Origin of the sequence: Rhizobium sp. G187, from assembly GCF_051549525.1 — a bacterium.
Classification (GTDB): Bacteria; Pseudomonadota; Alphaproteobacteria; order Rhizobiales; family Rhizobiaceae; genus Allorhizobium.
Map to the genome: position 1 here is coordinate 251,789 of NZ_JBPUGM010000005.1, position 14,981 is coordinate 266,769.

Annotated in this window: 15 protein-coding genes; 2 read left to right on the forward strand and 13 right to left on the reverse strand. The window is 56.7% G+C overall.

Translation table 11 applies throughout. The features are described from left to right. Window positions 1-18: 18 nt before the first annotated feature. From ACSV9I_RS16190 to ACSV9I_RS16210, 5 genes are all read right to left on the reverse strand, one after another. On the reverse strand, window positions 19-1,467 hold the full coding sequence (locus tag ACSV9I_RS16190) for an aldehyde dehydrogenase (protein WP_438329892.1): 1,449 nt from the start codon (window positions 1,465-1,467) through the stop codon (window positions 19-21). 290 nt (window positions 1,468-1,757) lie between these two features. Next, window positions 1,758-2,408: a maleylacetoacetate isomerase gene (maiA, locus tag ACSV9I_RS16195; protein WP_438329893.1), complete on the reverse strand. Its 651-nt coding sequence runs from the start codon at window positions 2,406-2,408 to the stop codon at window positions 1,758-1,760. Then, window positions 2,405-3,130 carry a fumarylacetoacetate hydrolase family protein gene (locus ACSV9I_RS16200; RefSeq protein ID WP_438329894.1) on the reverse strand — a complete coding sequence of 242 codons (726 nt, stop codon included), beginning with the start codon at window positions 3,128-3,130 and terminating at the stop codon, window positions 2,405-2,407. The genes maiA and ACSV9I_RS16200 overlap by 4 nt, the downstream gene beginning before the upstream one ends. 106 nt (window positions 3,131-3,236) lie before the next feature. After that, complete coding sequence (locus tag ACSV9I_RS16205) at window positions 3,237-4,904, reverse strand: benzoate-CoA ligase family protein (protein ID WP_438329895.1); 1,668 nt, start codon at window positions 4,902-4,904, stop codon at window positions 3,237-3,239. Between the two features lie 15 nt (window positions 4,905-4,919). Then, window positions 4,920-6,062, reverse strand: coding sequence for an FAD-dependent monooxygenase (locus tag ACSV9I_RS16210; RefSeq protein WP_438329896.1), 1,143 nt, complete (start codon window positions 6,060-6,062; stop codon window positions 4,920-4,922). Between the two features lie 83 nt (window positions 6,063-6,145). Here ACSV9I_RS16210 and ACSV9I_RS16215 point away from each other — a divergent pair, with 83 nt between their 5' ends. Both ACSV9I_RS16215 and ACSV9I_RS16220 read left to right on the forward strand, forming a co-directional pair. Further along, complete coding sequence (locus tag ACSV9I_RS16215) at window positions 6,146-6,547, forward strand: acyl-CoA thioesterase (protein ID WP_438329897.1); 402 nt, start codon at window positions 6,146-6,148, stop codon at window positions 6,545-6,547. Further along, window positions 6,544-7,371 (forward strand): IclR family transcriptional regulator, encoded by an 828-nt coding sequence (locus ACSV9I_RS16220; protein ID WP_438329898.1) that lies wholly within the window; start codon window positions 6,544-6,546, stop codon window positions 7,369-7,371. Before ACSV9I_RS16215 ends, ACSV9I_RS16220 begins: the two co-directional genes overlap by 4 nt. Before the next feature lie 34 nt (window positions 7,372-7,405). Here ACSV9I_RS16220 and ACSV9I_RS16225 read toward each other — a convergent pair whose 3' ends face one another. From ACSV9I_RS16225 to ACSV9I_RS16260, 8 genes are all read right to left on the reverse strand, one after another. Further along, a complete protein-coding gene (locus ACSV9I_RS16225; protein ID WP_438329899.1) occupies window positions 7,406-7,981 on the reverse strand; it encodes a maleylpyruvate isomerase N-terminal domain-containing protein in 576 nt (191 codons plus the stop codon). Continuing rightward, window positions 7,965-9,086 (reverse strand): cupin domain-containing protein, encoded by a 1,122-nt coding sequence (locus ACSV9I_RS16230; protein ID WP_438329900.1) that lies wholly within the window; start codon window positions 9,084-9,086, stop codon window positions 7,965-7,967. The genes ACSV9I_RS16225 and ACSV9I_RS16230 overlap by 17 nt, the downstream gene beginning before the upstream one ends. Window positions 9,087-9,433: 347 nt before the next feature. Then, entirely contained in the window at window positions 9,434-10,549 is a 1,116-nt protein-coding gene (locus tag ACSV9I_RS16235) for an ADP-ribosylglycohydrolase family protein (RefSeq protein ID WP_438329901.1), read from the reverse strand. Between the two features lie 3 nt (window positions 10,550-10,552). Beyond that, window positions 10,553-11,590 (reverse strand): hypothetical protein, encoded by a 1,038-nt coding sequence (locus ACSV9I_RS16240; RefSeq protein ID WP_438329902.1) that lies wholly within the window; start codon window positions 11,588-11,590, stop codon window positions 10,553-10,555. Further along, a complete protein-coding gene (locus ACSV9I_RS16245; RefSeq protein WP_438329903.1) occupies window positions 11,590-12,555 on the reverse strand; it encodes an isopenicillin N synthase family dioxygenase in 966 nt (321 codons plus the stop codon). The genes ACSV9I_RS16240 and ACSV9I_RS16245 overlap by 1 nt, the downstream gene beginning before the upstream one ends. 20 nt (window positions 12,556-12,575) lie before the next feature. Then, window positions 12,576-13,592, reverse strand: a complete 1,017-nt coding sequence (locus ACSV9I_RS16250) for a hypothetical protein (RefSeq protein ID WP_438329904.1) — start codon at window positions 13,590-13,592, stop codon at window positions 12,576-12,578. Continuing rightward, a complete protein-coding gene (locus ACSV9I_RS16255) occupies window positions 13,592-14,176 on the reverse strand; it encodes a carboxymuconolactone decarboxylase family protein (protein ID WP_438329905.1) in 585 nt (194 codons plus the stop codon). Before ACSV9I_RS16255 ends, ACSV9I_RS16250 begins: the two co-directional genes overlap by 1 nt. Before the next feature lie 145 nt (window positions 14,177-14,321). Next, window positions 14,322-14,924: a helix-turn-helix domain-containing protein gene (locus ACSV9I_RS16260; protein ID WP_438329907.1), complete on the reverse strand. Its 603-nt coding sequence runs from the start codon at window positions 14,922-14,924 to the stop codon at window positions 14,322-14,324. Window positions 14,925-14,981 lie beyond the last annotated feature (57 nt).

Sequence of the window (14,981 nt, forward strand, 5' to 3'; positions counted from 1 at the left end):
CGGCCCGTGTTCACAGTTTTAGAATGGGTACATCTGCCGACTGCTCTCGATGGTGAGCCATTTCAGTTCGGTGAATTCATCGATCACCGCCCGGCCATCGAAACGACCAAAACCACTTGCCTTCGTGCCGCCATACGGAGCCTGCGCCTCGTTTGCGACTGTCGCGCCATTGATGTGAATAGACCCAGTGTCAATCCGCAGGGCAACGTCGATGGCTCGATTGACATCCGCTCCGAAAACCGCAGCTGAGAGGCCATATTCCGTGTCGTTTGCAATGCGAACTGCATCTTCCGTGTTTTTCGCACGGATGATTGATACCACCGGACCGAAGGTCTCTTCCGAATAGATCCGCATGTCCGGCGTTACGTGATCAAGCACCGTCGCCTGCAAAATCGCCCCATCCGGCGCACCGCCAGCAACGAGCCTTGCCCCTTTGCCAACAGCATCATCGATGAAAGCCTTGAGGCGCAAAGCGGCGTTCTGGTTGATAACCGGCCCAAGCACGCAACCTCCCTTCGAAGGATCACCAGCGGGCAGTGCCTTCGCACGCTCTGCAAATTTGACGACGAACTGATCGGCAATGCTGTCGGCGACGATGATCCTCTCCGTCGACATGCAGATTTGCCCCTGATACAGAAATGCTCCGAAGATCCCTGCAGATACGGCCCCATCCAGATCTGCGTCGTCGAGAACGACCAACGGCGACTTGTCTCCGAGTTCAAGAAGGCATCTCTTCAGCTGGCGACCTGCCTTTTCCGCAATGATCCGACCGACATGGGTGGACCCGGTAAAGTTGACCCGCCGGACCGCCGGATGTGCAATTAGAGCATCCACGACATCTGCTGCATCTTTCGGGTCATTCGTCAGAAAATTCAGCACGCCTGCCGGAAAACCTGCAGCATGGACCGCCTGAACGATGAGCTGGTGCGTTCTCGGGCTTGTCTCGGATGCCCTGAACACTACAGTATTGCCGCAGACCAATGGATAAGCGATCGCTCGGGCTGCGAGAACAACGGGGCCATTCCATGGCACGATGCTGAGGATGACCCCCACCGGTTGGCGAATTGTCATGGACAAGGCACCCGGCTTATCGGTCGGAATCGTCTCACCTTGCAGCTGTGTCGCAAGGCCAGCCGCTTCTCGGAACAAATTCGCCGCCAGCATCACATTGAATCGCGACCACAATTCATTCGCGCCGACCTCGGAAGCCATCGCCATCACGAAGTCGTTAGCCCTCGCCTCGATCTCGTCTGCAGCTTTAAGCAGCATAGTGCGTCGCGTTGATGGGCCAGAGTTCTTCCATGTGTGAAAGGCGGCCTGCGCACTTTCAACTGCACGCAGGGCATCGCCCACATCAGCAGCCGCACCCCTGGAAACGACTTGGTCTGAAACGGGACTGCGCCGCTCGAAAGTCGCCCCTGTCCCGGCCGCCTGTTCTTCATTGTCAATGTAAAGATAGGTATCCACTTGTTCCTCCTTGGTTCTTAATTATCACGCACGCAATATTTAAGGCGACGGGAAAATCAATAAAATTCAGCGCACTGCTCGATTAGATAATATTTAAAAATTATAAACATGAAAATAACCGGAATAAATATGCATTAATGGGATTTTTTACTTTCACAAATGACATAATTTCTACACATACGGAAACGCTAAAAATATAAACAAAACAAGTTCAGCAAAGTCGCTCCCCACTCGCAAGCCAGTGCGGGACTCACTGCCTGCGTTGCCTCCACAGAATTGGTGGTTGCATGCTATTCATTATCCGGCTGATTGATCGGCGCAGCGCGTCGAAAAGCCTCGACTTCATCCAGCGCAGCGCCGATCCGGCGGATGGTCGGATATGGCTGCATATCCACGCCAAAACGCTTGTTGTTGGTCAGTTGCGCAGCCAGACAAAGATCTGCCATCGTCACGGTGTCACCGTGGCAGTAGCGCCCCGTCTCTGCCTCCCCGGACAAACGCTGCTCAAGCGCATTGAACGCTTCTGCCACCCAGTGACGGAACCATTCTGCCTGCGCCGTCTCGTCGGCACTGAAATGGTCTTTGAGATAAGCCAGCACACGCAGATTGTTGATCGGGTGAATATCCACAGCGACAATCTGCGACAGACTGCGAACGCGCTGACGCTCGACGGGATCTTTTGGCAAGAGCGGTGGCTCGGGCACGAGCTCATCGAGAAACTCGATAATTGACAGCGATTGCGTATAGACGTGTCCATCCGACCAGGTGAGCGCCGGGACCAGGCCTTGGGGGTTGAGCGAAAGGAAGCGCTCCGAACGCTGCTCGCCGCGGCGCAGATGAAACGCATCATAGTCGTAGTCGATCCCCTTCATTGTCAGCGCTATGCGCACGCGGTAGGATGTCGAACTGCGAAAGTAATTATGCAGGACAGGGCGGTTCATGCGGCCTCCCCAGCCCTTCTGCTGGCCACAGCCGGCGTGATGTCGATGGCGATTTGGCCAAGACCTTCAATGCCGCCCGTCACCTTATCACCCGGCACGATCGCACCAACGCCGGCAGGCGTACCTGTCATGATGATATCGCCGCGCTTCAAGGCCATGGATCGGGATAGGATGGAGACGATTTCCGGAACACCCCAGATTAAATCGGCAATATTGGCATCCTGACGCACGTCGCCATTAACCGCCAGCCAGATGCGGCCAGTGGCTGGATGCCCGAGGACAGTTGCCCGATGCAGCGGGGCGATTGGCGCGGACTGATCGAAGGATTTGCCCCAGTCCCAGGGGCGCCCCTTGTCCCGCGCCGCCAGTTGCAAATCGCGACGGGTCAGATCGATACCGACACCGTAGCCCCAGACAACGTCCAGCGCGCGGTCCAGTGCAACATCGAAACAGTCCTGACCGATCGCCACTACGAGCTCGATCTCATAGTGGAAATCTTCGGTTTCAGGCGGATAGGGAATACTGCTGCCACTATCGACTACGGCATCGGCCGGCTTTGTAAAGAAGAAGGGTGGCTCGCGGTCTGGATCCTTTCCCATCTCCCGCGCATGAGCCGCATAATTGCGCCCGACGCAGAAAATGCGCCGCACCGGAAATCGGCTTTCGCTATCATGAATGGCAACAGAAGCAGGTAAAGGCGGATCGAATTCGAACATGGTCATGGAGCTTCCTCTCTTTGTGTCATGGATGGCGTGCCGCTGATATCAATCCAAGCGGGACCCCTCACATGCTTGAAGACGGGTCGTTTCATTTTTCGCGCTGCGGGCGTCAGTGGACCCGACAATGGGCAAGATCGAGAGCCTTCAATCCCTGCCGGTCAATCTTCCCGGTTCCGGTCTTTGGAAGTTCGTCCAGGAAGACCACACTGCGTGGATACTTGTATGGAAGAAGGGTCGCTTTCACATATTGCTTCAACGTGTCCGCCGCAGCAGCCTCAGCCGGCGCATCCCTCTCAAGCACCACGAATGCCTGGAGCGTCATTCGCCGGTCAGCCAGCTCTACTGCCAGAACCGCACATTCCCGCACCAAAGGATGATCAGCGAGACAAAGCTCGACCTCCAGCGGATAAACCCACTGGCCGGACACCTTCACAAACTCATCAGATCTGCCGAGAAAGTAATAGAATCCATCACTATCGCGCTTCATGCGATCCGACGTGTAGATCCACCCATCCTCCCGCATCGTCTCGGCTGTTTTGTCAGGCCGGTTCCAGTAAAACGGGGAATTGGAGTCCCCACGCACCCACAGAACTCCACTTTCTCCGTGGCCGACCTCGCGGCCGTCGAGATCGCGGAGCGATACCTCGTACCCCGGAACCCGGCGCCCTGCAGATCCCGGTCGGCGGGCATCCTGGGTATTGGACAGATAAATATGCAGCACTTCCGTGGAACCGAGGCCCTCGACGATGTCCAGACCGGAGAGCGCACGCCACGCCTCTGCCACCTCGTGAGAAAGTACCTCGGCGGCCGAGAGGCACAGCTTCAGGCTGGAAAGATCAGCTCCGGCCGCTTCTGGCGAAGCTGTAAGCGCGGTATACAACGTTGGCAGACCGAAGAAATGCGTCGGCCTAAACTGTCTGATGGCATCGAAAACCAGATGAGGCTTGGGCTGCCCAGGAACGAGGATGCTCGTAGCGCCCACCGAGAATGGGAAGGTGAGCGAATTACCGAGACCATACGCAAAGAAGATCTTCGGCACGGAGAAGCAAATAGCCTCCGACGACATCTCCAGAACATGACGTCCAAACGATTGAGCAGTGTAGGCGAGATCGTGTTGCAGGTGCACGATGCCCTTCGGCTTGCCGGTCGACCCGGATGAATACTGCCAGAACGCCATGTCATCGCGCCGGGTCTGTGCGACATCAAGCGTGGTTGCAGCGTCACGAAGAAACGCCTGCGCATCCATGACCGGGACTGGGCAATCCTGTGGCAGCGACCCATTCACCACCACGAGAGTCTGGAGTACGGTATCCTGGCACGCAACGCTGTCAAATCGCGAAGCAAACTCCGACTCTACGATAGCTAGACGTGCTGAGGCGTCCCGAAGATAGAAATTCAGGAGATCGGGCGGCGTCAGCGTATTGATCAGCAACGGCACAAGCCCTGCGCGAAGAGCGCCGAACAGCGCCGCGGGATAGACCGGCGTGTCATCGAGAAATAGAAGAATGCGATCGCCTTGTTCAAGCCCGGTCGCCAGCAAGGCATTGCCAAATCGACAGGCATCGGCACAGAGTTCGGCATAGGTGCGCGTCCCTGCCGGCCCCGTCACCGCGATATGATTGGCGCGCCCGCGCCCCAGATTGTCGAACAGTATAGCACTGGCATTGTAGACCTCCGGCAGGTCGAACCCGATCTCCCGGGCGCCAGCGGCGTCGCGTGGAACACTGTCGCGGATAACATCACTGACCGCCGTATGAAACTTGGCTTGCATGATCATCCCTCCGTCCTCCATTCATGCGGCCGTACGCGATCGAAAAGCGTCGTAACGCTGCATGAAGCCGGGCGACATGGCTCGCAACCGCTCATCGTCGATGCGTCCGGACCGGGTGATGTAGCTGTAGGCAAACTCGATTGGCGACAGCCTCATGTGGCGCGGAAAATCCGCATACCAGGCAGCACTGTCGCGTGCCGCGCGCACCAGTTTCTCGACCACCGGCTGGCGCACCGCCTGATAATGTTCGAGAGCTTCACGAATTTGGCCGGGATGAGCCTCCAGGGACTTTACAAGCGCCAGAACATCTTCGAGCGCCAAACGTGTGCCTGAACCTATGGAGTAGTGGGCGGTATGCAGGGCGTCACCCAGCAGCACCATGTTGCGATGGGACCACCGGGCGCTCCAGATCCATGGGAAATTGCGCCAGTTAGATTTGTTGGCGACCAGCGCATGCCCATCCAAGGCGTCTGCAAATATCTCTTCGCATCGGGACTTAACGTCGTCCGGGGCGAGATGGTCGAAACCGGCTTTAAGCCAACTTGCACGATCACACTCGACAATGAATGTGCTCATGCTCGGCGAGTACCGATAGTGATGAGCATTGAAGGTGCCGAGCTCAGTCTCGACGAACGTCTGTGTAAGCGCCTCGAAGCGTTTGGTGGTTCCGAACCAGGCAAATTTCTCGTCAAGGTAGGAGACGGACGTCTGGAAGTCCCCTTCAAAACTGCGGCGCACCAATGAGTTCACGCCGTCGGCAGCTACGATCAGATCGAAATCAGATACGGCATCGAGCGACTGCAGGGTGGTTCCAAACGACAGGACAACACCAGCAGCCCGGGCGCGTTCCGTCATCAACAGGATCAGCTCAAGACGCCCTATGGCCGAAAACCCCACCCCGTCGATCGTGACCGTTTCACCTCGATGGACCAGGACCATGTCTGACCAAGTCTGCATCCGGGCGGCAATGACATCCGCCGTCTCAGGATCATCTGCACGCAGAAAATCCATAGCACGGGACGAAAAAACCACACCGAAGCCGAAGGTGGCGCCTTCCGGATTCTGCTCGATGACTTGAACAAAATCTTCCGGATGCCGGGTCTTCCACAGATAGGCGAAATAAAGGCCTCCCGGCCCTCCCCCGAGAACTGCGACGCGAGCCATGCGGATCCTCCTTCCACAATTGCGTTTTAAGAAAGATACCGCATATTGCGTACAGCGCAATCTATTTTACGAGGTGAAATTATATGAGCGTCTTCTTTTCTGACTTTGAGGTGGAATGGGGAGATTGCGATGAGGCTGGAATCGTTTTTTACCCAAATTACTTCTACTGGTTGGACTGCACTTTTCAGCGTCTTTTGAAGTCGCGCGGACTGGGCCAGCGGCAGGTTCAGACCGAATTCGGCGCGGTAACACCGTTAGCTGACGCCGGAATGCAATTTCGGGCTCCGGTTCGCTATGACGAGACCATTCGTGTGGAGGCAAAAATCATGGTGTGGGAGGAGAGGCGATTTCGCGTCGACTATCGCATAATATCCGGTGATAAGCTGGTGGCAGAAGGCTATGAATTGCGCGCATGGGCAACACTAACTCCAAACGGGCTTCGCGGCGCTCCCATTGCAGCTGAATTCAAGAGGCGGATGACATGAATGACGACGACGACGCGGAAGGCCCGAACAACGGGAACGCAAGAGGCGGCATCCAGGCGCTAGATGCAGCACTGGTTGTGCTTCGCGCCTTGTCAGACTTTGATGGGCCTGTCGCTCTGATCGATCTCGCACGAGCAGTTTCGATGCCCTCCAGCAAGGTTCACCGCTACCTTGCAAGTTTTATACATGCAGGGCTCGTTAAACAGGCAACCAAGTCCGGTCGATACGAATTGGGGCCGTCGGCGGCAACGCTCGGCCTCGCCGCGTTGGCGCGCAACGACGTCGTTAGCCTGGCAGCGGACGAGTTGCCCGAGCTTGCCGAACAGACCGGCATGACCGTACTTCTCAGCGTCTGGGGCAATAATGGCGCAACCGTGATACGTTGGTGTCGCGCACCAAGTCCGATGGTGACGTCCTTCGGCCTCGGCAGTACCCTTCCGCTGCTGACCTCGGCCAGCGGACGAACTCTGCTTGCATTCCTCCCGAGACAAGTAACGGCGGCCCGCCTGCGCCTTGAGGTGGAGAGAGCGTTGGAGAGCGGGTTGAGCTGGCCCGATCTAGACCTCAGTGCAGGAAGCATCGAACGCGTAATCGAAACCGTCAAGCGTGACGGATTCGCCACGATAGACGGACGATTCGTGCCCGGCCTCCGTGCCGTCGCTGCACCAATCACCAACTGGCAGGGAGAGGCTGAAGCGGCCGTCACGGTGATCAGCACCTCGGACCGAGTCCTTTCTGCACAGGATCCTGCGGTGCAATCGCTCCTGGCTTTTGTGGGCAAACTCTCAAGCGAAAAGCGGTGGAATAAGCCCCCGTCATCCTAAGTGAGGCGTAGCTGCTGACCACTTCGATCCAGACCTATATCTGATCCAATCGAGCGACGAGTTCTGCCGGAAAGTCGCGTCGCGAACCGCCACTATTGAGATTGACGGCGGCGGACCAGATTGCTTTTGCGCGCATCCACGGCGTATCTTGCACAGGAATAACCGCCCCACGCAAACTGCGAATGCTCGCCTGCCAGCCCAAGGCATCAAGATCCCTCCACTCGACATTGAGATGTATTTGGGAATGATGAAAAAGATAACGTAGCGCGTTGGGTGGCAAGCTGGCGCCAAGATCAACGTCTTCGATCTGCGCCTCGGGATCATCGAGCTTTTCCTCACTTCGCCCGGTGCGCGCTGCCTCAACCAGTCGTGCGAGATGGCGTGCGTGGTAACAGCTTTCGACAACAAGATGACGTCGCGACCACCCTGGTAAACGCGAGGGTAGATCGAGTTGCTGATCTGACAATTCATTCAGCTTCCGGGAGAAATAGGCGGCACCTAGGCGAGCAAGTGACAGGTCGAGCGCGGGTGCATCGCTGGAATCATAGCGCGCTCCGAGCCCTTGCCGATCTCGCAAGTCACGCCGCGCCTCGTCAAGCGACTGGCACATCGCCGCCCCTCCTCTCCGGCAATCCCTCGACAAAAGTGCGCGCAAAACCAAGACGTTCCATAATTGGGGCATCCGAGAAGCGGAAGAGGTCGAAGGAAGTCTCCGCCTGCAGGGACCACTGAACCCAGGACGGCACAACGAAGATATCTCCCTTGTCCAGCTTATGCTCGACACCACCCATGACCACGCCGCCCTGGCCTTCGAAGACTTGGAAAACACTCGATCCCACCTCGCGCCGAGCCGGTGTCTGCGTTCCCGCACGAAGGCGATGAAATTCCGCACGGATTGTTGGCATCACGTCCCCCCCGGTCGTCGGGTTTACGTATCGAACTGCTGCGTGCCCCTGCTCCATCGTTGCCGGTTGCCCTTCCTCTTCCAGAAGCAACTGCTCAGTCAGAGCGCGATCGGTATATTCCCATCGATAGGCAGCAATCGGCGAAGATACGGTGTCAGCAAGACCGGATAACGGCCTTAGTCCCGGATGACACCAGAGGCGCTCGCCCCGCGAATAGCGCGGCGTCGCATAATCAGTCACACGATCAGAGCCGAATTCGAAAAAACCGACGTCATTCTGATAGGAAAATGGAATATCAAGACCGTCGATCCAAGCCATAGGCTGGTCGGTATTATTGTGGTGGCCGTGAAAATGCCAACCGGGAGTCAGCAAGAAATCGCCGCGGCTCATGCGCACGGGGTCACCGTTGACGACCGTCCAGACACCTTCGCCTTCCACCACGAACCTGAACGCATTCTGCGCATGGCGATGCTCCGGTGCAGTTTCACGCGGCCCCAGGTATTGAATAGCCGCCCAGAGGGTGGGCGAAACATAGGCGCGGCCGCCAAGGCCGGGATTAGCTAGTCCGATCGCACGCCGCTCTCCGCCTCGACCAACGGGCACCAGCTCACCCGAGCGTCGCGCAAGTGGATACAAGATCGCCCATTTCCAAACGTGCGGCTGAGCCTTCGGGTGGGGAACGACAGGCATAAGGTCATCAATCTGCGTCCAAAGCGGCTTCAGATGCTCATTGTCGAAATCCGCGTATAACTGCTGCAGCTGTTCGCTTTCTTCTGGCGCCATAATGTTGGATTTTGCTTCAACTTGCATTGCTGCGGGCCTCCCGTACCGTTTCGCAGAGTGAAATATATTGCACAGGGCGCAACATAAATCTAGCTACGTTCATTCAGAGCGGGCATCAGTGGAAGCAAGTCTCCTTCACCATCCAGGGAGCTGCAAGAGTGGCGCGCTGGCGGCAGCCGAACGCCCCCCCCGACCCGGAAAGACAATAGCGCCGGACATCATCCAGGCTTTTCACAATGGCTTCGGATTAAAAAATGCGCGCCGCGCCCTGCCGGGCACGACGCGCATGAACCACCAGTTCAAACAGTTCCAGGTCACTTGGGATTGACAGCCGCCCGACAATGCCAGGAACTGCCGCAGCCAATTGAGTTGGTTCAGCATTTTCGAGCGCTGACATCCAACTGAAATGCTTCGGCAAGCTTGCCGATTTCTTCTGCCTTCTTCCGCAGCGCATCGCCCCGCTGGAGACCGCGAATGAAACGCACGGGAATGCCGGTCAGGCCGACTTGTGCGCCCGCCAACGCACCCGTTAGCACCGCCCTAGCCTGGTTTTGTCCGCCACCATTGATGGCACTCAAGACTGCAGTCTCAAAATCATCAGGAAAACGTGCGGCAAGATAATACGCAGCTGGCAATTGATAATAAATGGCGCAAGGCATCCCATAGACTTGGGCCACCTTCGAAGCTGGCTCGAGGCGAATAAGGCTGTCTTGAGCGGTTTTAACGACCGTCGAGACACCCAAAATGGCATCGGGAGACGGAAAATTGGAGCCGACGGGCGCTTCCGCGACATCCACACCGGGAGGCTGTAGCCCTTTTGAGGTGACGTGATGAAATGGAATTTGACCATCTCGAACGAGATCCATCAGGTAGGCGCTGATCTCACCGTTCAGCGGCACGCCACGTACGACAGCCGAGAGCACTGCTGAAAAGGCGGTCGTCAAGGCAACAACTGTCGTGTCATTTTGGGTGAGCAGAGTATTGTCACGACAAGCCGTCGCCGCACGCGCTGGATCGGCGGCATAAAGCGCCGCCAGGATAAATATTCTTTCCGCACCTTCGGTGGTATCTGCGAGGCTGGCGACCTGGCCCCACTCTCGACGATGCTGAACCCGATTGCGCCATGTTTCACGGATGGATTGGTTCGTGTATCCACCGGGCCCACTCATCGCGCTTCCGTCAAGCAGCGGGAAGAGCTGACCGTCGAGCTTGGCGGTAAAATCTCGTTCGCTGTAAGTTTTCTGTTCAAGGACGCTGTCCAGGAGCATTTCGGCGATGTAGCCGATTTGCGACATCTCGCCCGCCTTGAGGCCCTCGTGATATCTGCCCGGCATCGGGTTCTTATAGTCATCGATCCAAGGACCGTGATCACGATGCAATTGCTCCAGATCGTAATACCAGTGGACGCCGACGCCCAGCGCCTCACCGATGAGGCCTCCGAGCACGGCGCCTGCCGCTCGATCCGCTAATGAAATGGAACTATCTGTCATCTATTAAACCTTTGTTATATCATCAGCCTTGTCGGCCGATATGGCTCTAAGCCGCCCTGCTTCCCATAGCGACCTTCCATCGACGGTGACCGTGGCGTCGACGACGTTCCAGCTGATTTCGCCGGGGGCAAATTTCCCACAGGTATGAAAGTGAAGAAGCCTAGGATTGCAGAACACGGTATTCGACCAATAGTCTGCATCCATCCCGGACCATTCAAAAAACGGCCCGGCCGGGTGGATGCCCGCATGCCAAGAGTGAACTACGAATGGCTCAATATCGAATTTGCGCGCGACTTCGATATAGTGGCGCCTGATATTTTCTATCGCTACGGCGCATCCTTGAAAATCGACGATGCGGCCAGCCTCGACGATGGCAATAATCTTGTCCGCCAAAGGGAGAACGGCGGGTTTATAGCTGCTGTTGCCAGTGGGGGTGAGAGCACCGCAGAGAGCAACACGTCCATAAAATTCGTCTGCCGGTACCGGTGCGGGAACACCGAGCGGGAACCGTCGTATTGATGTATCGGGCGGCATCTCAAGCCGTTTGGAGAGCGGGACCCGCCCCCGCATTTCCGTTCCGGACGGACAAGTGATTTCGATAAGCTCCGCTTGAGTGAGCTGTCTGTCTACCCACCGCTTGAGGCCGACCATCTCCTCATGGTTGGTGCGACCAAACAGGGACGTAAAATCAGAAATGGTACGCGCATAAACCACAATGCCGCATTTTCGGTTTCCGACGGTTCCGAAGCGATTGTGATCGCCGATCCTGGCGAAATAGACAATGTTTTCAGCAGCTAGCAATTCGGCGGCGACCGCATCTGTCTGATTGAGCTCCGGCGCCCCTACTTGCAGCAGGCGGCATTTGAAACCCTGCCGCTCTGCCTCGTCTACAACGGCCCGGGCGAGACCCTCCTCATACCATCCAAACACCGCAGGTTCTTGACATACGAGAATATCCGATTCCGGCGCCAAACCTCCGCAATCAACCAACATGTTCCGCGTTGCGACTGCAAGTCCCCACTGTTCAGAGGGCGACAGCATCACGCAGCCCGATAGGCAAACGCCTTTCCAAATCGCCAAATCAGATAGTCGCCACAGGTCGTCGCATCCTGCTGGGGCATGTGACTGGGGCCAAAAATCTGGCGAGAATCGATGAGTGTTTCAGGATTGGGATCGAAGGCGAGGACAAGCGACAGTCGTTCGCGGCCGGATCTATTGACAACCCGGTGGGGCGTCGACTTGTATTCACCATCCGTCCAGCGGGCCAAAAGATCTGCCACGTTGACCAGAAGTGTACCGGGAATTGGGGGCGCCACAATCCATTCCCCGTTCTTGTCCTCCACTTCGAGGCCGCCAACGTTATCTTGGCACAGCACCGTCAGTACGCCGAAGTCCGTGTGAGGTCCAACGCCGAACTGTGTCGCATCCGATCCAGGATCTTGTGCAGGGTACCAAACGAATGAGCAGCGGCTTAGGGGATGGTTTGCAGTTCTCAGAAAAAAATCGTCCGGCAGATCCAATCCCAAGGCAAAGCCGCGCATGAGATGATGCGCGACTTCGTGAGCATGCCGAAAATAGTCCAGTGCGATCGTTTTCAGCTCTGGTTGCGCTGCTGGCCACTTGTTCTGCCCCCGCAGCGGATGTTCGTCCGGCAGGCTACCGTCCACCGATTCATATCCCCAGACAAAGCTTTCTTTCAGATCGGCTTTGACGTCGTCACGCATCTTTGCGCCGCCCTGTCGGATCCAGCCGCGATGCGCCCTGGAAACGCTCACATCCGCCTTAGTCGCTTCATCAGCGTGGAAGAAGAGATAAGCCTGCCTGCGGGCCTCCTCGATGACCGTCTCAGGAATTCCATGGCCAGATACATATATGAAACCGAGCCCCTTGCTCGCAGCATGAAGTGCTTTTGCGACCCCCTTCGGATCTGTGCCATCACGGAGTGGGGTGATGTCAATAACTGGAATATCCTCGACTGAAGTTGAACGTGCAACTGAATGGGCCATCAGGCGTCTCCACAAAAGCGTTAAGCGTCGACAATGTTTGTTGCAATGAATGCGATAAAATCTCCCACAGCGAGTAGACCGCGGCGGGTTTCCGCCAGAACAAATCCACTCACACGCGCACGAACTTCAAACGGAGGTAGTTCTGCGTCATCGGTATCGATAATCCATCCGAGCGTTTCGCCAGCTTCGATAGATCCGCCTGCCGTCACCACCGGCTGGTACAGCCCGCGCCGAGGCGACGTTATGCGCGAGGCCGGCCCGGTTAATTCGACCACTCGTGGTTCCTTGCCCGGAGTGACTTCAGCATTCACCATACCGAGATGCGCCAACACCCCAGCCAAGCCGCGTTCGGCCACCTGAAGGGCCTCGTGACCGACGTGACCTCCGCCCCCGAGTTCGGCCGCAATGCAGGGAGTATGCTTGGCCGTCGCTGCACTGTTCAGCGAACCGTTTCCAACTCCACCAGGCAAAACCCAGATCGTCTCGGCACCAAACGCACGGGCCATAGCCATATTTGCAGCGTCCAAGTCCCCGAGAGAATTGCGCGCGGCCAGTGAACAGGGCGAAAACCAAGAGGCTTTTCCTCCGGAATGGAGGTCGACGATCGCATCCACAACCGGCAGAACGCATTCGGTGACCATTGTGGCGATTTGCGCCGTCGGCCTATCCGAATTCTCCTTTGCGAAACTCCGGTTCAAGTTGCCGCCATCGAGTGGCGAGCAGCGGCTTGCGGCATTGAAGGCCGGCGCGTTCAACTGTGGAAAAATGATGATCCGCCCTCTCAGCCGGGCAACGTCAAGACACTGATAAAGGCGCCTGAGAGCCACGGCGCCTTCGTATTCGTCTCCGTGAACACCCGCCGTCAGCAAAACCGTTGGGCCCGCGTCTCCGACTAAGGTCATAACCGGGATCGGGTACACACCAAGAGGGTTTGCGTTATCCGACCACAAAAGTTCAAATGTCCCACTACGCTTTCCGTAGGTGATAAAATCGAGATCGGTCCAGAGCGGCGAATTCTTCAGATCGGGCGCACGCATCACGCTTTATCCTCAGAGTAATATCCAACAACGTCACCGTCCGTGCTGACACCCAAACCGTTGAGGCAGCGGTTCACATAATTGAAGTATCCTATGATCTGGTTGGCCTCGAGGATCTCGCCGTCATCAAGCCCTGCGTTCCGAAGCGCTTCGACATCTGCCTCAACCATAGCGCCAGGGTGTAGCGTGAGTTTTTCGGCGTATTGCATGAGTGCCAATTCAGCACCATTGAAGACGGCTTCCGGCATACACTTCAGCAACGCAGCTTCGATAGCGAGAGCGCGCTCTTCATCCGCAATCAGATGCCGTGCATTCTTCCAGTGGTTTGCAAGCGAATAGTGACATTTATTCAACATAGACACATAGCTGCTGATGGTTTCTTGCAGCCATGGAGGAAGGGTATTGTTGTCGTCATGCAGAGCGGCACGATACAAATAAACATGGCCCCGCATAGTGCTTGGGCGAAGCGAATGCACGCGCATCACATTGTCCACCGTCCCGTGGGGTGTCCGTGCGAAATCAAGTGCAGCGCGCAATGCGTCATCGGCTGCATGATCTGAGATCATGCCGATCCAAGCAGACATAGAAATTCCTCTTTGAATTTTAGTAGGGCTATGTGCGGTTTTTGATGTGTGGAAGGCTTCCCATCGCGGATACAGACTATCCCTGCAGAAAGCGCTATTGCAAGCCGAATTTTCTTCAAGAGATAAAATTATCTCTCCGCGAAACTTAATCGCCTCTTGAGATGACGGTCAGCAGCTTGCATTGCGCAGTTCCCATGTGAACCGGCCCATGCGGAACAGTTGCATGGAAGCTAAGCGCATCGCCCGCCTCAAGGTCGAAGGCTTGCTGCCCAACTCGATAGGTCAAGGAGCCCTCGACGAGATATAACAGTTCCGTCCCCGGATGCTGGAAGAGGGGCGTACCAGAGACGGGCGCCTCAAGCGTAATCAGATAGGTCTCCATAACCTGCTCGGCCGTTTCCACCCGCCCTAGCAGTCGGTACACGTGGCCGAATGTTGTTCCCATTCTGTTGACGGTCATGCCTTCGCCGGCGCGCACGACAGAGACATCTTCCAGCTCAACGGTTTCAGCAAAAAAATTAATGATGGGCACCCCGACAGCGCGCGCCAGCGAATCCAAGGTTGAAAGAGATGCAGACACTTGACCGCGTTCTATCTTGGAGATCATGGCGGTGGATACACCAGATAGTGCTGACAACTCCGAGAGCGTTACGGAGGCCTGCAGCCTAGCCCGCTTAACGGCTTTACCAACGAGAGCGTCAAGCGTTTGCTGCGGAGGCCCCGGATGAGAAGGTTCGGTAATGGTCATGAATGTCCCGGAGTATATCAAGCGCGCCATCGTGCCGCGTGCGCCCACATTATAACG